The organism is Haloarchaeobius baliensis (assembly GCF_052060055.1).
In the GTDB taxonomy this organism is placed as follows: Archaea; Halobacteriota; Halobacteria; order Halobacteriales; family Natrialbaceae; genus Haloarchaeobius; species Haloarchaeobius baliensis.
The window spans coordinates 1,124,935-1,142,263 of record NZ_JBPPFR010000002.1; the positions used below are offsets into that span (position 1 = coordinate 1,124,935).

17 protein-coding genes and 1 tRNA gene are annotated in these 17,329 nt (G+C 65.8%); 12 read left to right on the forward strand and 6 right to left on the reverse strand.

All coding sequences use genetic code 11. The features are described 5' to 3' along the window. Nucleotides 1-45 precede the first annotated feature (45 nt). Nucleotides 46-1,332, reverse strand: coding sequence for a 3-phosphoshikimate 1-carboxyvinyltransferase (gene aroA / locus ACSG06_RS16545; protein WP_440991372.1), 1,287 nt, complete (start codon nt 1,330-1,332; stop codon nt 46-48). Nucleotides 1,333-1,427: 95 nt separating this feature from the next. On the opposite strand from aroA, the gene ACSG06_RS16550 reads away from it, so the two are divergent. The 8 genes from ACSG06_RS16550 (at nt 1,428) to ACSG06_RS16585 (ending at nt 8,319) form a co-directional block, all read left to right on the forward strand. Further along, nucleotides 1,428-1,850, forward strand: coding sequence for a DUF8009 family protein (locus ACSG06_RS16550; protein WP_440991373.1), 423 nt, complete (start codon nt 1,428-1,430; stop codon nt 1,848-1,850). A gap of 76 nt (nt 1,851-1,926) precedes the next feature. Beyond that, complete coding sequence (locus ACSG06_RS16555) at nt 1,927-3,108, forward strand: M24 family metallopeptidase (RefSeq protein WP_440991374.1); 1,182 nt, start codon at nt 1,927-1,929, stop codon at nt 3,106-3,108. Nucleotides 3,109-3,318: 210 nt separating this feature from the next. Then, complete coding sequence (locus ACSG06_RS16560; protein WP_440991375.1) at nt 3,319-4,095, forward strand: prephenate dehydrogenase; 777 nt, start codon at nt 3,319-3,321, stop codon at nt 4,093-4,095. 2 nt (nt 4,096-4,097) lie between these two features. Then, nucleotides 4,098-5,549, forward strand: a complete 1,452-nt coding sequence (locus ACSG06_RS16565) for a small ribosomal subunit Rsm22 family protein (RefSeq protein WP_440991376.1) — start codon at nt 4,098-4,100, stop codon at nt 5,547-5,549. Nucleotides 5,550-5,672: 123 nt separating this feature from the next. Continuing rightward, nucleotides 5,673-5,936, forward strand: coding sequence for an Htur_1727 family rSAM-partnered candidate RiPP (locus ACSG06_RS16570; RefSeq protein WP_440991377.1), 264 nt, complete (start codon nt 5,673-5,675; stop codon nt 5,934-5,936). An 11-nt stretch (nt 5,937-5,947) separates the two neighbouring features. Further along, nucleotides 5,948-7,162, forward strand: a complete 1,215-nt coding sequence (locus ACSG06_RS16575; protein ID WP_440991378.1) for a TIGR04347 family pseudo-SAM/SPASM protein — start codon at nt 5,948-5,950, stop codon at nt 7,160-7,162. A gap of 80 nt (nt 7,163-7,242) precedes the next feature. Then, complete coding sequence (surE, locus tag ACSG06_RS16580) at nt 7,243-8,040, forward strand: 5'/3'-nucleotidase SurE (RefSeq protein ID WP_440991379.1); 798 nt, start codon at nt 7,243-7,245, stop codon at nt 8,038-8,040. A 48-nt stretch (nt 8,041-8,088) separates the two neighbouring features. Continuing rightward, the gene (locus ACSG06_RS16585) at nt 8,089-8,319 is read left to right on the forward strand and encodes an Rdx family protein (protein ID WP_440991380.1); all 231 of its coding nucleotides are present in this window, start codon (nt 8,089-8,091) and stop codon (nt 8,317-8,319) included. Here the strand turns inward: ACSG06_RS16585 and ACSG06_RS16590 are convergent, their stop codons facing one another. The 5 genes from ACSG06_RS16590 to ACSG06_RS16610 all read right to left on the reverse strand — a co-directional run bounded on the left by ACSG06_RS16590 (nt 8,320) and on the right by ACSG06_RS16610 (nt 14,530). After that, nucleotides 8,320-9,261, reverse strand: a complete 942-nt coding sequence (locus tag ACSG06_RS16590) for a hypothetical protein (RefSeq protein ID WP_440991381.1) — start codon at nt 9,259-9,261, stop codon at nt 8,320-8,322. Beyond that, entirely contained in the window at nt 9,258-12,722 is a 3,465-nt protein-coding gene (locus tag ACSG06_RS16595; RefSeq protein ID WP_440991382.1) for a PKD domain-containing protein, read from the reverse strand. The genes ACSG06_RS16590 and ACSG06_RS16595 overlap by 4 nt, the downstream gene beginning before the upstream one ends. A 132-nt stretch (nt 12,723-12,854) precedes the next feature. After that, a complete protein-coding gene (locus ACSG06_RS16600; RefSeq protein ID WP_440991383.1) occupies nt 12,855-13,616 on the reverse strand; it encodes a CehA/McbA family metallohydrolase in 762 nt (253 codons plus the stop codon). Nucleotides 13,617-13,888: 272 nt separating this feature from the next. After that, entirely contained in the window at nt 13,889-14,182 is a 294-nt protein-coding gene (locus tag ACSG06_RS16605; RefSeq protein ID WP_440991384.1) for an antibiotic biosynthesis monooxygenase, read from the reverse strand. A 276-nt stretch (nt 14,183-14,458) separates the two neighbouring features. Further along, a tRNA-Ala gene (locus tag ACSG06_RS16610) sits at nt 14,459-14,530 on the reverse strand. A gap of 261 nt (nt 14,531-14,791) precedes the next feature. Between ACSG06_RS16610 and ACSG06_RS16615 the strand changes: the two genes are divergently transcribed. Genes ACSG06_RS16615 through ACSG06_RS16630 form a run of 4 tightly spaced genes read left to right on the forward strand, consistent with a single transcriptional unit; the run spans nt 14,792 to nt 17,328 of the window. Next, entirely contained in the window at nt 14,792-15,256 is a 465-nt protein-coding gene (locus ACSG06_RS16615) for a 30S ribosomal protein S15 (RefSeq protein ID WP_440991385.1), read from the forward strand. A gap of 4 nt (nt 15,257-15,260) precedes the next feature. Beyond that, a complete protein-coding gene (locus ACSG06_RS16620) occupies nt 15,261-16,439 on the forward strand; it encodes an exonuclease RecJ (RefSeq protein WP_440991386.1) in 1,179 nt (392 codons plus the stop codon). Next, nucleotides 16,436-16,672: a KEOPS complex subunit Pcc1 gene (locus tag ACSG06_RS16625; RefSeq protein WP_440991387.1), complete on the forward strand. Its 237-nt coding sequence runs from the start codon at nt 16,436-16,438 to the stop codon at nt 16,670-16,672. Before ACSG06_RS16620 ends, ACSG06_RS16625 begins: the two co-directional genes overlap by 4 nt. After that, on the forward strand, nt 16,669-17,328 hold the full coding sequence (locus ACSG06_RS16630) for a 30S ribosomal protein S3ae (RefSeq protein ID WP_440991388.1): 660 nt from the start codon (nt 16,669-16,671) through the stop codon (nt 17,326-17,328). Before ACSG06_RS16625 ends, ACSG06_RS16630 begins: the two co-directional genes overlap by 4 nt. Nucleotide 17,329: the final 1 nt, after the last annotated feature.

A 17,329-nucleotide genomic window follows, 5' to 3' on the forward strand; every position in this document is an offset into this window, starting at 1 on the left:
CCTCGACGAACACCTGCTCGTAAAAAGAGTATCCGGTCCTACAGGTCAGCGTGCCACGGTCGCGCCGAGCGCTTCGAGCACGTCGAAGAAGTCCGGGAACGAGACGTCGACGTGCTCGCCCCCCTCGACCGTCGTCTCGCCGTCGGCGACGAGTCCGGCGACCGACAGGGCCATCACGATGCGGTGGTCCTTCCGGCCGTCGACGCGTGCCCCGACCAGCTCGCTCTCGTCGCCGTGGACGACCAGCTCGTCCTCGTACTCGGTGACGCTCGCGCCGAGCTTCGTCAGCTCCTCGGCCATCGCACTCACGCGGTCCGTCTCCTTGTAGCGGACGTGCTCCACGTTCTCGATGCGGGTCTCGCCGTCGGCGACGGCGCCGAGCGTGGCGATGGTCGGCAGGAGGTCGGGTGTGTCGGCCACATCGACCGTGATGCCGGACAGCGACGACTGCGACACCTCGATGCTCCCGGCCTCGCGGTCCCAGTCGACCGTCCCGCCCATGCGGTCGACGATGTCGACGATGGCGGTGTCACCCTGCGCGCTCGGCACTGCCCCGTCGATGGTGAGTCCATCCGGTGCCGCGACAGCCCCAGCCGCGAGCAGGTACGAGAGCGAGGAGAAATCGCCCGGCACGGCGTACGCCTCGCCGGCGTCGTACCGCTGGCCACCGTCGACCAGGAACCCGGTCTCGGTTCGCTCGGCGTCGACCCCGAAGGCGTCCAGCACGTCGAGCGTGATGTCGACGTACGGGGCGGACTTCAGCTCGGTCTCCAGCTCGACCCGGATCCCCTCGTCGGTGTTCGCACCGGCCATGAGCAGGGCCGTGACGTACTGCGACGACACGTCGCCAGGGATGGAGACGGTGCCTCCGGTGATGGGTCCAGTGACGACCAGTGGCGCCTGTCCGTTGCCGCGGGTGCTCTCGGCGCGTGCGCCGAGCGCAGAGAGGGCGTCGAGGAGCGGTCCCTGTGGACGGGAGCGGAGCGACTCGTCGCCGGTCAGGACCGTCGTCCCGTCGACCAGCCCCGCGGCGGCCGTGACGAGCCGCATCGTGGTGCCGCTGTTGGCGCAGTCGATGACGTCGTCGGGGACGCCGGGTTCCCCGTCGAATCCGTCGACATCGAGCCGGCTCTCGTCGGCGGCGACCGCGACCGACCCGCCGAAGGCCGCAACGGCCCGGGCCGTCGCCCGTGTGTCGGCGCTGAGCAGCGGGTCCGTCACGACGGCGCCACCGGCGTAGCCCGCGGCGAGGATTGCCCGGTGCGTGTAGCTCTTCGAGGGCGGTGCCCTGGCGGGTCCGTGGACCGTCGAGGGCGAGATCGAGACGTCCATACCCGGTCGTGGGGCGGTCGCGCCATGAGCGTACCGACAGCGGTGAGATTCCCGTCGGCGACGTACTCAAGTCCGCCGCCGGCCAGTGTGGAGACGTGAGCGACGAGGCCGACCCGACGGTGATCCGGTCGCTGGCGATCCACGCCGGCGACGTGGTCGCGGCGCTGGAGGCGAGCGAGCAGGGCTCGGAGACGGTGCTCCGGGTAACGCCACCGTTCACCGGCCGGATGCGCGCCAGAATCCACCGTGTCGGGCCCGGAGGCGACACCGACGGGACCGACGCGGAGACCGGGGCCGTCCATATCCCGCCGGACCGGCTGGTCGAGGACTCGGTCCCGGCGTACCCGCGAGCGGTGGATACGGAGCCGGAAGGCGAGTACGACGTCGATGCACACCACGAACGCCACGTCGAAGCCGTCGAGGAGTGGCGCGAGGCCGTCAGGGAACATCTGGTCGAGTCGGTCGACCTGTCGATGCGGGATGGACCGCACCGGGTCGACGTGGCGGTGCTCGGATAGGGAGGCGGCCCCGGTGGAGCCGGTCGTCGGTTCCCCAACCGGACCGTTTTTACTGGCCGCGCGGGAGAGTCGCGGTATGGACCCGGATCTCTCCGCACTGGACGAGTTCCTCGACGAGGAGGGCCTCGACGGCTACGCGTTCTACGACGACGAGTCGAACTCCGACTGCTACTACCTGACCGGTTTCGGGGCGCCGGACCCGTTCTTCGCGGTCTACACACCCGACGAGACGGCGGCACTCGTCTCCTCGCTGGAGTACGGTCGCGCGAAGAAGGACGGCCGTCTCGACCGGGTCGAACGACTCACCGACTACGGCCTGCAGGAGAAGCGACGCGAGCACAGCCCCGAGAGGGCGACGGAGCTCGTGCAGGCGGAGTTCCTCGCGGACCTCGGCTGCGAATCCGTTGCCGTCGGTCGGGACTTCCCGGTCGGGACCGCGGACGGCCTCCGGAATCAGGAGATCGCCGTCGTGCCGGACGACGAGGGAGTCGTCGGCGACATCCGTGCGGTGAAGACCGAGGAGGAGGTCGACAACGTCCGGACGGCACAGCGCGCGAACGAGGCCGCGATGGCCCGGGCCGAGGAGCTCATCGCCGAGGCGACCGTCGACGAGGACGGCGTCCTCAACCGACCCGACGGCGAGGTGCTCACCTGCGAGTTCGTGAAGCAGGAGATCGAGATCAGCCTGCTCCGGCACGACTGCGCGCTCGACGAGACCATCGTCGCCTGCGGCGCGGACGCCGCAGACCCCCACGACCGCGGCAGCGGCCCCATTCGAGCGAACGAGTTCGTCATCGTCGACATCTTCCCGAAGGACAAGGCGACGAAGTACCACTCCGACATGACCCGGACGTTCCTGAAGGGCGAGCCATCGGACACACAGCGAGAGTGGTACGAGGTCACCGACGAGGCCCGGAAGGCGGCGCTCGAGGTGGTCGAGGCGGGGGCGACGGGTGACGCCGTGAACCAGGCGGTCGTCGACGTCTACCAGGACGCCGGCTATCCGACCATCTTCACGGACCCCGGCACCGAGACCGGATTCATCCACTCGACCGGCCACGGCGTCGGGCTGGACGTCCACGAGGGCCCCGCGGTCTCCCGCGACGGCGAGGAGCTGCAGGCGGGACACATCATCACCATCGAGCCCGGCCTCTACGACCCGGACGTCGGCGGCGTCCGGATCGAGGACATCGTCGTTGTCACCGAGGACGGCTACGAGAACCTCGTCGACTACCCGGTCGACCTCGTCGTCGACTGACGCCTACGAATCCGGATAAACAGCTTTAAAATGTCGCTCGGGGAACTCTGGATTATGAATCTCTCCGCCATGAGCCCCGAGGGCGCGTTCAACTGGCTGATGATAACCATCGGTCTGCTCGTCGTGCTGACCATCGGCCTGTTCTACTACGCGGGCTTCTTCTGAGGCCGACCGAACCCCTTTTGAACGCCGGTTCGCTACCCCGTAGCGATGCGAACACTCGTCGTCGGGGCCGGCTCCATGGGCCGCTGGCTAGCCGACGTACTCGATGGCCCAGTCGCCTTCGCCGACACCGACCCGGCGGCCGCACGCCAGGCTGCGGCGGCCGTCGACGGCACGACGGCCGAGCTCGACGGTACGGATACCTACGACGTGGTCTGTCTCGCCGTTCCGATGCCGGCCGTCGCCGAAGCCATCGCCGCACAGGCCGGCCGCGCCGAATGCGCGGTCGTCGACGTGACCGGTGAGATGGCGACCCCACTCGCGGCGATGCGGGAGCACGCACCCGACCGCGAACGGCTGAGCCTCCACCCGCTGTTCGCGCCGTCGAGCGCGCCGGGGCGGATCGCCGTCGTCACCGACGAACCTGGTCCGGCGGTCGACTGGCTCAAGGCCGCCCTCGCCGACGCCGGCAACGAGGTCTTCGACACGACGGCCGACGAACACGACGAGGCGATGGAGACCATCCAGGCGAGCGCCCACGCTGCCGTCCTCGCGTTCGGCCTGACCGCCGAAACAGTCGACGACAGGTTCCACACGCCCGTCTCCGCCGATCTGCAGGCGCTCGTCGACCGGGTGACCGACGGTGACGCGCACGTCTACGCCGACATCCAGTCACGGTTCGACGGTGCCGAGGAGCTAGCCACGGCCGCCGACCGAATCGCCGGCGCGGACCGCGAGGCGTTCGAGCGACTGTACGAACGACTGCGGGACGGGACGGACGACGACGGCGACGGGGCCAGCGAGGACGGCCCGGGGGGTGCCTGACGATGGTCGACAGGGAGGGCGTCGTCTCCAACGCGAAGTACCTCCGGAACGTCCGGCCCATCGACCCCGACGAGATCTGCGAGTACGTCACCGGCCAGCCCCATCCCGCCGTGGTCGAACAGGTGCTCCGCGAGGAGGCCGTCGAGCTCGGACTCGTCGAACGCGAGGACGGCACCTTCGTCCCGGTTTCGGAACGACCGGTCGAGGAGGGGGTCGGCGTGGTCGAGTCGCTCCCCGAGACCTACGCCGGCGCCCTCGACGAGCTGCTCATGGACCGCTACGGCTACGAGTGGGCGACCGGTGACTCCGGCGACGTACTCCGGCGGACCATCCGCCGCCTCAAGGACGACTACTACCAGCGACGGCAGGTCGAGTACGATGCGGACGTCGCGCTCGGCTACGCCATCTACCACCTGCCGGACTTCTACGCCGCGGTCCAGTACGTCCTGAACGACCTCGTCGCCAAACGCCTGTTGCCCCGCGAGCTCCGAATCCTCGACGTCGGGGCGGGCGTCGGTGGTCCCGCACTCGGCATCCACGACTACCTGCCCGACGACGCGCTCGTCGACTACCACGCCGTCGAGCCCAGCGCCGCCACCGAGGTGCTCGAGGCGCTGCTCGCACAGACAGGGCCGAACTTCCACACGACAGTCCACGAGAGCACAGCCGAGACGTTCGAGCCCGCGGGCGAGTACGACCTCGTCCTGTTCGCGAACGTCCTCAACGAGCTCGACGACCCCGAGACCGTGCTCCGGCACTACCTCGACCACGTCGCCACCGACGGCTCGCTCGTCGCTCTCGCTCCAGCTGACCGCAACACGAGCATCGGGCTCCGCGACCTGGAGCGTACGGTCGCCGACGACGGGAGCGACGACAGTCCGACCGTCTACGCTCCCACCGTCCGCCTCTGGCCGACCGAGGCCCCGACGGACCGCGGCTGGTCGTTCGACGTGCGACCCGACCTCGCAGTGCCCGCCTTCCAGCGCCGACTCGACGAGACCCGGGGCGAAGACGCGGACACGGACGCCGACCGCGAGCCGGCCGACGGCGAGTTCGTCAACGTCGACGTGCAGTTCTCCTACACCATCCTGCGTCACGACGACGAACGCCTCCTCGACGTGACGCCGTCGCCGAACGCCTACGCGAAGATGGCCGACATGGACGGGCACGTCTCGAACCGCATCGACCTGCTCGCGGTGAAACTCTCGCACGACCTCTCGCCCGACGACCCCGCTGCGAACCCGCTGTTCAAGATCGGTGACGGCTCCGAACGCGAGGACAACTACGCCGTCCTCGTCCGCGAGACCGCCGGCAACGCCGACCTCGCCGCCGCCGACTACGGCGACCTCCTCGCCTTCGACGGCGTGCTCGCCCTCTGGAACGACGACGAGGAGGCGTACAACCTCGTCGTCGACGAGGAGACAGTCGTCGACCGCATCCCGAAACCGGTCTGAGAGCGCCGGCCCACCTCCCCTGAGAGCGCCGACCCGCCTTCCGGTCCCGAACATCCTCACCCCCATTCCCACCCGCTGAAAATCTGCGAGACTGCCTTTTGGGGGGCCCCCGAACCGCCGGATATGCCAGTGGAGGATAGACGACGCGTCAGCGATGCACCACGCGCGACCGACGGTACGGAGTGGGAGGTCTTCGTCCGGGAGACCAGCACCGGGCCCATGCAGCACGTCGGAAGCGTCACGGCCGACAGCTGGGACATCGCCTACGAGCAGGCCGCGACGCTGTTCTCGTTCACCGCGGACGACCTCTGGCTCTGTCCTGCGGACGCGGTGCACCGGTTCACCCCCTCGACGCTCGACGAGGCCGCGACCCCCGCCGACGACTGAACACCAGAATCATGATATCCGTCTCGAAGCTACTGTGTGGGCTCGACGCCGAGGGCGACGGCCTCCGGTACGACGCAGCCGACGAATCGGACAAGGAACAGATCTCCGACGAGAAACAGCGTCGACCCGTCGTCGTCTGGAACACGACCCGTGGCTGCAACCTCTACTGCGAGCACTGCTACGCGAGTGCCTGCGACAGCGGGGCCGACGGCGAGTTCTCGACCCGTGAGGGGAAACGCCTGCTTGACGACCTCGCGGAGTACGGCGTGCCCGTCGTCCTGTTCTCCGGTGGAGAACCACTCGTCAGACCCGACCTCGTCGAACTCGTCGACTACGCCGCCCACGTGGGCCTCCGGCCCGTCCTCTCGACCAACGGGACGCTCATCACCGACGAACGCGCCGAGGAACTCGCCGACGCCGGGCTCGCCTACGCCGGCATCTCCGTCGACGGCATGGCCGAGACGAACGACCACTTCCGCGGGAAGGACGGCGCGTTCGACGCCGCAGTACGCGGCATCGAGCACTGCCTCGACGCCGGACTGAAGACCGGCCTCCGGTACACCATCACCCAGCACAACCGCGACGACCTCCGCGACATCGTCGACCTGCTCGCCGACACCGGGCTCGACCGCTTCTGCTTCTACCACCTCGCCTACGGTGGCCGCGGCGCCGACATCTCGGACACCGACCTCTCGACGGCAGCACGCCGAGAGGCCGTCCGCGAGGTCTGTGACCTCACGCGAGCCTACCACGACGACGGCCACGAGATCGAGACCTTGCTCGTCGGGAACTACGCCGACGCCGGCTACATCACAGAGTACGCCCGCCGCGAGATGGGCGAGGACCACGCCCGGACGGTCCGGCGATACCTCGAGACCAACGGCGGCGACCCCGCCGGCGAGCGCGTCGCCGACATCGACTACCAGGGCAACGTCCACCTCAACCAGTTCTGGCAGTCCTACAGCCTCGGCAACGTCCGCGACCGTGCCTTCGGTGACATCTGGGAGGACGACTCGAACCCGCTCGTGAACGCCCTTCGCTCCCGCGAGAACAGGCTCCAGGGACGCTGTACCGACTGCCAGTACGCCGACATCTGCAAGGGTGGTTCGCCGCTCCGCTCGCTCGCCGTCCACGACGACCCGTTCGCACCCGATCCACAGTGCTACCTCTCGCCCGAAGAGCGAGCCCCCGACACCGGCGGATTGCGGCCGACGAACGCCGACTGACCCACTGTCAGCGCCACAGATACTGGCCCGGGAGTTCCCCGAACGGTGGCCTTTTGCCCACCCACTCCGAGCCACCGGGCATGGACGACGACCTCGACATCCTCCTCACCAACGACGACGGCATCGAGAGCCCCGGGTTCAGAGCCCTCCACGACTCGCTCTCGGAGCTCGGCGACGTCACCGCCGTCGCACCCGCCACCGACCAGAGCGCCGTCGGCCGCGCTATCTCGAGCAGGGTCGACATCGCCGAACACGAACTCGGCTACGCCATCGAGGGCACCCCGGCGGACTGCGTCGTCGCCGGCCTCCAGGCACTCTGCCCGAACCCCGACCTCGTCGTCTCCGGTTGCAACAAGGGCGCGAACCTCGGCCACTACGTCCTCGGCCGCTCCGGCACCGTCAGCGCCGCCGTCGAAGCCGCCTTCTTCGGCGTTCCCGCCATCGCTGCCTCCCTGTACGTCCCTCTCGACCCCGACGACGACCGCGAGTGGGCGGACGTCGATGTACCGAAAGCGAAGTACCGAGAGGCGACCCGTGCCACCACCTACCTCGTGAAGCACGCCTTCGGAGCCGGTGTGTTCGACCACGCTGACTACCTCAACCTCAACGCCCCCGTCCCGGAGCACTGCACCGGCGAGATCGAGATCACCCGGCCCTCCCACATGTACGACATGGACGCGACCGTCGACAACGGCATCGCCTCCCTCCACGACCGCGTCTGGGAGCGCATGGCCGCCGGCGACGTCCCCGACCCCGACGGAACCGACCGCCGTGCCGTCGTCGACGGCCACGTCAGCGTCTCGCCGCTCACCGCACCCCACACCACCGAACACCACGAGGCACTCGATGCGCTGGCGGAGACCTACAACGCCGACTGACCGTACCCAACCCCGTCGCTTTTCCACCAGCGCACCGAACCCCCGCTCATGACCGACGTCGAAATCGAGTACTGCGTCCCGTGTGGCTTCCTCAACCGCGCCGAAGACGTCCAGCACGTCCTCCTGTCGAGCTTCGGCGAACAGCTCGATACAGTCACCCTCCGGACCGGCGACCACGGCGTCTTCACCGTCAGCGTCGACGGCCAGCCCGTCTTCGACAAGTCCGAGGACGAGTACGACGTCGACGAGATCGCACGGCTCGTTCGCCAACAGCTCTGACTACCGCCGCCGTGAGAGGAGAGAGACGACGAGCAGAATCCCGACCAGCATCACGCCCGCGACCGCCGCGACCGGCTTCAACCGCTCGCGCCAGATCTCCTCGTTCTTCGCCGCGACCGTCGCGTTCTCGTACTGGTACTCGTCGACGTCCCGGTTCGCGTAGTCGATCTGGATCGGTTCGAACTCGCGGTCCCAGACCTCGGTTCCACCGTCTACCGTCCCCTCGAACTCGACCTGATCTGCGATCCTGGACTCGTTGTGTACCCAGCCGGTGTAGAGACGGACCTCGCCTGCGACGATCATCTCTGGTTCTTCGTTGAGGGGGACGAGGATGGTGCGCCGACTCTCGTTGAGGGGGACTCGGGCGGTTTGTGAGTTCGAGTTTGTTTCGAGTGTCGTTACTCGAATTCTCGGGGTGTACTGGATGCGGGCTTCATTTCTAACGGTGATCCGAACGGCGGTGGTCTCTTCTCCGTCAATTGTTGTATGGGTAACTTCGACGTTCTGAATTTCAGGAAGTGGAACTCCATTGGTAGAGGAAGAGTTTACAGATAACTCGAATTGTATCTCTCTGTGGTCGCCGAATGTCCCAATACTAATTGTATGCATTGTCCTCCTTGCTGATATATATCTGGAGACGTTATACTCCCTTACTACCGTTTCACCAATACTTACTTCCGGAAACGAACTCTCAATATTGGCTATACCCATATCGATATTTAGGCTTGTTATCTTTGGAGGGCTGCCAGTATTTGTTGCGACCACTCTTAATGTCTTATTCTCCTCGTAGTATGTAGCTATATATGATATGTTTTCATAGCTGAGTGTGACTGTGTGATTATCTGCATTGCTTTGTGGGCTTGCACCAAGGTCTTCCGCAACGACTACACCACTGAACAGTAGTGCTATAAATAATAAAGAGCAGCAGAGAGAGATTCTCATTGCCAGCCACACCTCGGCACGCAATCTGAACGATTACCACCAGCACCCAGGATTGCAGCTCGGGGGACTAGTCCTTCTCTATCCACTTCCTCACGAAACATTCCAACCATGACTATTTCAGTACCGCCAGATACCGGATTAAATCTTCTTTCTTTCACCTCACCGGTAACAATGGCAATCGTCTCCACCACGTTGGACGGATCTTCGTACTCCGAGACAACCTCGGTCGTCGCACCGTCAGTTGCGACCACCCACGACTGTTGCTGATTCACCTCACCAATTCTGATTCCCTCCTGCCTGGCGAGCTTCCGGGCGTCCATCTGGTTCTCGACGGTTCGGTACCGCTCCCACTCCGCGACGGTTTCGGACTGGCTCCGAATCGCGAAGAAGGTCTCTCGGGTGACCTGCTCGTGAGTCTGGATGGCGAACTGGTACTGCTCTACCTGCCGAGACTCCCGTACGACAACCTGCCTCGTGCGGCCGGTTGCCGAGTCGCCAGCCGAGTGTGGATGCGTACTCCAGTAGGTCGACCGTTCCCACCATACCTCCTCCCTCGTTCTCGTGACCTCGCGGTGCTCCGTGACTGTCTCAGTGACGGTCTCGGTGACAGTGGCCTCGTAACACCCGATGATACGATTGCACCGGGTGACCGTCCGTTCGACGGTTCTCTCGATCGTTCGTTCATATGGCTTTCGTACCGTTTCGGTGACTGTTCGAGTGCGACGAACCTGTGTCTGATACTCCTGGAGGGTGCGTGTTTGCGCAGGAATTGTTCGTTGTCTGGTCTCTCCGGTGAACGTCCCACTGCCCGACCGCTGATCTCGCCACACGAATTCAGTACGCGTCTGCATACCCGTCTGAACTCGTGAACCAGCAGCCCGTGCGTTAGGATTATTCCTGAGATACGTCGCTCGATCTTGCGCAGACCCGAACGAGATCCGTGCAGATTCTTTCTCCCCGTGCTCGGTTCTCCGCTCGAGTACCACACCCGTCGTCTGGGAGCTCTGCTCGACGATCTCGTACCCGTTCCGGAGATACACCTGCAGTTCATCACGGTCCGAAGCGACGGCCTGCCTGGTTCCGTTCTCCCTGGATACCACGTAGGCTATGCTCTCGATACTGACGTTCTCCCGGAACTGTTCGGTCGTCGTCTGATTATTCACCTGAACTGTCGGGAGGGTAACGTTGTACCGAATCCGGTCCGGATGCTCCTCGTTATATATGGCCACAGTCGGCTGTGGGGTGTCTTCTGATAGGGCGGCTGCCTGCACCTCGATACTGGCACGCTGAAACTCCTGACGCTGTTCCGAGCCACTGGCCCCGGTATCATACCCCTGTGAGACCCGTTCGTCCTCTACTATGCTAACGTACCTCGACTCCGAACCGTACGACAGTTCCACACCGTAGCTGTCCAATGTCTTCGTGAAGGCCCAGTCGTCCGAACGTACCTCGAAACTGACCGTGTCCGTGGCGTTGAAGGGACCCTCATCCATCTGTTCCACAGATTCGATCTGCGGTGCAAAGAATTGGAGGAAACAACATCTTTGGGCACTACGTCCCTGATTATTGTCTTGAACTTCTAAATCGTTATTCTGTCGGGAACGCAACCAGCCAACTCTTTCATCTCCCGCTACTGGCCTCACATTTCCAGTCCAAGAGAACAATAATTGTGTTCCATCAGGGTCGAAAGATCGGGTTCCATCGACTACAAAACCCCAGTCTCCTACTCGCGGTTCCGTACCCGCAGTTATAGTTGTTAGCACCAATTCAGGATCGCTCGGAGAGACGACAAAATTCGATATATAGTGATTTCGATTCCCTTGACCATCAGTTAACATTGCATCTATTTCATATCGGTCAGGAGTATTCGCAGCCCAGTAGGAATGGACCCTGAGGATCTGACCATTATCTGTGATTTCTCTAGTCCACTCGGATTCTGACACTCGAATCAAACCTGGAGTATTATTTCGATGCTGGATATTTACACTGTTTGCTGGGTTTCCATTCAACCGCACCTCGATCACGTGATGCGCCGTGTACCGCTCGGGGTCCAGTTGTTCGTGGTACGAGTCGACGGGGGTGTTCACGAAGCCAGCTCTCACGACCTCGATCTCACCGGACGACACGGCGTCGCGCCGTAGCGTCGCAGTCTGTCCGCGACCGTCTGTAGCACGGACGACGACCTCGTGGGTGGAGTTCGGTTCGATGTCGGCGAGCGCGAACTCTGACTCGACGCGGCTACCGAGCGTGGGTCGGCTCCCGGCGCGGCTTGCGTGGCGCTCGTAGACGGTCTCTCCGTCGATCTCCACGACGACGTCGACGAGGTTGCCGTACTCGTCGCCGGCGGTGAAGCTCCCGCTGATGCGTCCGTCGGTGTGTAGTTCGGGGAGGGCGAGCGAGGGCTGTGGGTCAGCGGCGACGCGGGTCCGCCCGTTCGAGAATGTCACCACGTCGCTCGACCCGTCGGCGTAGTCGACGATGGCGAACAAGCGGTGGTCGCCGGGTGCCCAGTCGAGACTGGTCGAGTCACCCGAGTCGAACCGGCCGGAGCCGCGGAACCAGACGACACGCTGCAGTGCTGCAGCTGGTGGTGGACTGCCGAGGTGGTAGGATGCACCGAGCGGTCGCGAGCCGGTCACGACCTGTGGGCCGCGGACGACTGGCTCGTACTGGTCCGCGAGCATAGAGGCGTTTCCGCCGCCCCCGCCGTTTCCGGGCCCACCGGGTCCACCGGGGTTCCCAGGACCGCCGGGGTTACCGGGGCCTGGGAGGACCGGGACGCTCCGGTTCGGCGTGGATCCGTTTCCCGGTGGGCCGCCGCCGCCGGTGACCGAGATGGGACGTGTGTCAGAGGCGGTTCGGTTCGAGGCGTCGAAGACGCGTGCCGAGACGGTGGAGACACCGGTGCTGGGGAAGGACCCTTCCAGTGTCGCATTCGAAGCTGCGCCGTCGAGGGCCCGGGTCGCAACGACCGTACCGTCGACGCGCCACTCGATGCGGTCGAGTTCGGTGCTTCCTGCTCGAGCCTCGGCGACGAACTCGGTCGCGACTCCAGGCGTGGTTGTCGCTGGCCCCGAGAGCGACACCGTGGGGCCGCTTCCGGCCGTCACCTCGACGAACAGCGAGTCCGAGGTGCTCGCTCCGTCGTCGTCGGTGACGGTGAGGCTGATCTCGTACGTGCCGGTCTGATTCGGCGAGAACGAGGTTCGCGCGCACGTCGAGCAGTCCGGTGTCTCCTCCGACCCGTCGGGGCTGGTGACCGTCCACTCGAAGGCGGTGATGGTTCCGTCGGGGTCGCGGGACCCACGTCCGTCGAGGAGGACGGTCCGGCCGACCGGGACACGCTGGTCCAGGCCCGCCTCGGCCAGAGGCGCCTCGTTCGGCAACGAGATATCAGGGCTCGGTTCGTCGTCCGCTGCGGCGACTGCGCCGGGGAGGACGGCCTGTGTCAGCAGGAGCACGACGACAGTATATATTCTCATCGTAGTTGTCTAAAATTTATTCGCTATCGGTTATAAATCCCAGCAATCGCTGGCGGGGGTGGCGGTGAAGCAGTCGAACGAAACCGCGCGGGAACGGGGGGCGGTACTGTCTCAGTTGTCCGCCATGAACTCCGCGACGGCACGGGGACGCGGCCGGACGTACGGGAGCCGTGACGTGACAAGGTAGGTCACCTTCCGGCTGGCACCGACGCCGTACTGGATGGTGCTCCGGTGGACGGGCGTCCGCATCCCGTGGACGCGGGTCCGGCCAGCACGGAGCGCGTCCACGACCTGAGCGACGGCGACGTCGCTGACCCGGTCGACGGGGTCGTCGAGATCGATGATGGTCACGGCACGACCGACGTTCATCAGGTGATGTGCGTCGCTGCCGCCGACCTCGGCGTAGTCGCGTGCCCGGGCGAACCGTCTCGCGCGCCGGTTCTGGTAGCCGGTGAACAGCATCGAGTTGTACGTCTCGATGGCGTCGCAGTCGACGACGTTGCGCTTCCGGACGCCGTGGCGGGTGCGCTGGAACGGGTGGGGCACGACCGCCGCACCACCGAGATCGCGGGTGCGTTCGACCGTCTCGGCGAATGGCTTCCCCGCCGGAGGCCGTTCTTCGACACCGATGGCGAGGAGGTGGCCGTGCTCGGTCGAGACCTCCACGCCGGGGATGCCGACGAGACCGAACTCGGGGGCGAGCCGCGCGGCCTCGCGGGACGCCTCGATGCGGTCGTGGTCGGTGATGACGACGCCGTCGAGACCGATGTCGGCGGCGTGCTCGAGGACGAGCTCCACCGGTTCGTGGCCGTCGTAGGATGCCTCGCTGTGTACGTGGAGGTCGAGTGCGATGCGCTCCGTCTGACCGCCCATGAATCGAATGGCGTGTCGTGGCGGAGTATACTTTTCGCCTATGCGACGGTGTCATAGAACGGAACGCACTGCACCCGTCCCCGGGTCACCGACAGTATGAGGGGCCGGAGCGTGGCTACTGCGTCCGAGCACCCGCTGACCAGGGCTGGAGGCCAAATCGAATATACAGGTGAAAGCCACATCAGATACTCCGTTTCGGTGCTCGAGACGCATCGCTCCATCGGACGACGTTCACAGCCAGAAACCGAGTGTTCGGTCTGCGAGCGGGTTGCTCACGCGGACGGTCTGGAGGCCGACTTCTGCTCGACGAAGTTCAGGGCCGTCATGTCCGGTTGCCCCTTCACACCTGCCTGTGCCATCCGCTCGCGCATCTCGTCGGACCGGAAGAACGAGAGCGGGTCGTCGTCCCACTCGAAGAGGACGACGACCTCGTTCGGCTCCTCGGCACTCTGGAAGACCTGGTAGCCTTGCTGTCCGTGCTCGGTGCGGAAGGGGTCGAAGCTATCGAACGCCGATTTCCACTCCTCGAAGCTCTCCACGGGTGCTTTCGCAAGCAGATACGTCATGTTCTACACCATCAATTATGTACGACTCTCTCGCGCTTAAAGCTAGCAGATGCCAGGGTACCATCGGCCGCTCCTGATCGACGACGGCCCCTTCTTCCCCTGCTGGTAGTTGACGCAACTGAGTCTCCTCACTCGGACCGGTTTTCACCCGGTCTGGAATGGTCGAGACGTACCGCGTTCGGGTAGCAACCGGTGCCTGACGATGCGACGGCTCACGGAGTCGGAGAATCGCGGTTTAACAGATAGAACTCACTGGGATGTTGTGAGCAGCAGGAATGGACTTGCCGGGATTTGAACCCGGGGCCTCTCCCATGCCAAGGGAGTGATCTACCGCTGATCTACAAGCCCGCGAAGGCATTACAACGTAGACCACCAGGTATTGATAAACCCCTCGAATCTCCGCCGGGGAGTGGGGCGCTCGCACGCGGACGCGAGTAGCAATCCTTTTACTCGCGACGCCGAAACGCACCCTCGGGAACAGCACGGCCGCAAATCTGACTCGCCATCGACTTCGATGGCTTGGGATTGCGGAGGTGCTCCCGGTCGCCAGTGCCGACAGGCCGGCGACCGGATTCGTCTCGCGCGGTCTGTTGTTCCTATCCTCAGACTATGGCACGAATGCACACCCGCCGTCGCGGGCAGTCCGGTTCGGACAAACCCGTGACAGACGAACCGCCGGAGTGGAGCGACGTCGACGCCGAGGAGATCGAATCCCGCGTCGTCGAACTGGCAGAGCAGGGCTACGAGCCGTCCCAGATCGGCATGAAGCTGCGTGACGAAGGCGTCACGGGCACGCCGATCCCGGACGTGAAGCTGGCCACGGGCAAGAAGGTCACCGAGATCCTCGACGAGCACGACGCTGGCTCGGACCTGCCCGAGGACCTGACCAACCTGATGGAGCGTGCAGTGCGTCTCCGCGAGCACATGGAGGAGCACCCGCTCGACCACCAGAACAAGCGCGCCCTGCAGAACACCGAGTCGAAGGTCCGTCGCCTGGTGTCGTACTACCGTGGCGACGAGCTCGACGAGGACTTCACGTACTCCTACGACGTGGCCACGGAACTCCTCGAGTAACTGAATGTCTCACACGGGTCGCACCACGGACGGGGACACCGGGTCGGCGAGCGAGATCGCCGCCGACCTCGCGAGCGCCCCGTTCGTCCACCTCGTCCCCCGTGCCGACGGCGACAGTCTCGCAGCGGCGGGACTGGTCGCACGGGCACTGGCGGACGATGGGACCCCGTTCCAGGTGAGCGTCGGACGGACCGTCGCCGAGCGCACCGAGCGCGCCGGGGCGGTCGACGACCGCGACGGACGGACCCTCGTCGTGGGGGACTCCGACGCGGACGCGAGCCACCTCGATCCGTCCGACGAGCCGGCGAGCGTGGCGGCCTGGCGGCTGGCGAACGACCTCGGTGGCGCACCCGACGCCGTGCTGGCACTGGCCGGCGCGCTCGCGGCGGGTGCGGCGCCCGGCGCCGGCGCGACCGAACGGCTGCTCGATGCGGCGGAGACGACGGGCCGCGTGGTCCGCCGTCCCGGCGCCGTCCTGCCGACCGAGGACCCGGCCGACGTGGCCCACTCGACGTGGCTGCACGGGCCGTTCTCGGCGGGCGTCGACGCGACGTCGGCGCTCACGGACGCGGCGTCCGACCTCGGGTCGGAGGCCGACGAGTCGGCACGACGACGGTTCGCGTCGCTGGCGGCGGTCGAGACCGTCACCGCTACGGACGCGACCGACCGCGCCGGCACCGCCGTCGAGCGCGGCCTGCGACCGTACGCGACGCCGGATTCGGCGACCGCGTCGGTCGGCGGGCTCGCCGATGTGCTCTCGTGTACGGCCGCGAGCGAGCCGGGGACCGGTATCGCACTGGCGCTCGGACACGACGTGGCCGGCCCGGCCGTCGGGACGTGGCGCGAGACCGCCAGGCGGGCCCACGAGGCACTGGCGACGGCGACGACGGGCCGATACGACGGCCTGTTCGTCGCTCGCGTCGACGACGACGCGCCGGCGCCGGTGGTTGCGCGACTGCTCCGGGACTTCCGGTCGCCGGAGCCGGTCGCGCTGGCGCTCGCCGACGACGAGGCCGCCGCGGCCGCGGTCGACGACGAGACGGTCGACGGCGGCGTCGCCGGCGCGATGGCCCGGACGGTCACGCGGACCGGCGGGAGCTACGACGGCACCGCCACGACGGGCTATGCGACCTACGAGTGCGAGACCAAGGAGTTCATCCACGCGTTCAGGGAGGCACTATGAGACGAGCGACGGTCCGGACGGCACACGCGAACCCGCAGCTGATCGCTGCGGCGCTCCGGCCGGACAACACCGACGAGATGCAGACGACGGTCGAGGGAGACACGGTGGTCACGCGCATCGAGCGCGACACGACCGGCGGCCTCCACTCGACCGTGGACGACTACGTCGTGAACGTCGACGTCGCGGACAGAGTGGTACAGCACGCCGAACGACACAGCAAATCCAAACCATGAGCGAACGATCCGTTTCCCGCAAGAAGCAAGAGAAGCGGTGGTACACCGTGCACGCCCCGGAGCAGTTCGACCGGGCCGAGCTCGGTAGCACACCCGCAGACGAACCGGAGAAGGTGCTCGACCGCACCATCGAGACCACGCTGGGCGACCTGACCGACAACGCCAGCGAGAACAACACCAAGCTGACCTTCAAGATCACCGACGTCGGCTCCGACGCCGCGTACACCGAGTTCGTGAAGCACGAGCTCACGCGTGACTACCTGCGCAGCCTGGTCCGCCGCGGCGCGTCGAAGATCGACGCGTACGTGACCGTGCTGACGACGGACGACTACCGCGTCCAGATCCAGCCCGTCGCGTTCACCACGAAGAAGGCCGACCACAGCCAGGAGCGCGCTATCCGCGAGACGATGGTCGACATCGTCGAGGAGGCCGCCGCAGAGCGCACCTTCGAGGAGCTCATCGACTCCGTCGTCGAGGGCCGTCTTTCCTCGGCCATCTACGGCGAGGCGAAGACCATCTACCCGCTCCGCCGCGTCGAGATCAAGAAGGCGACCCTCGAGGCCCGTCCCGAGGAGGTCGCCGCGGAGGAGGAAGCTGCCGTCGACGTGGACGAGGAGGACGTCGACGTCGCAGCCGACGAAGACGACGAAGAGTAGA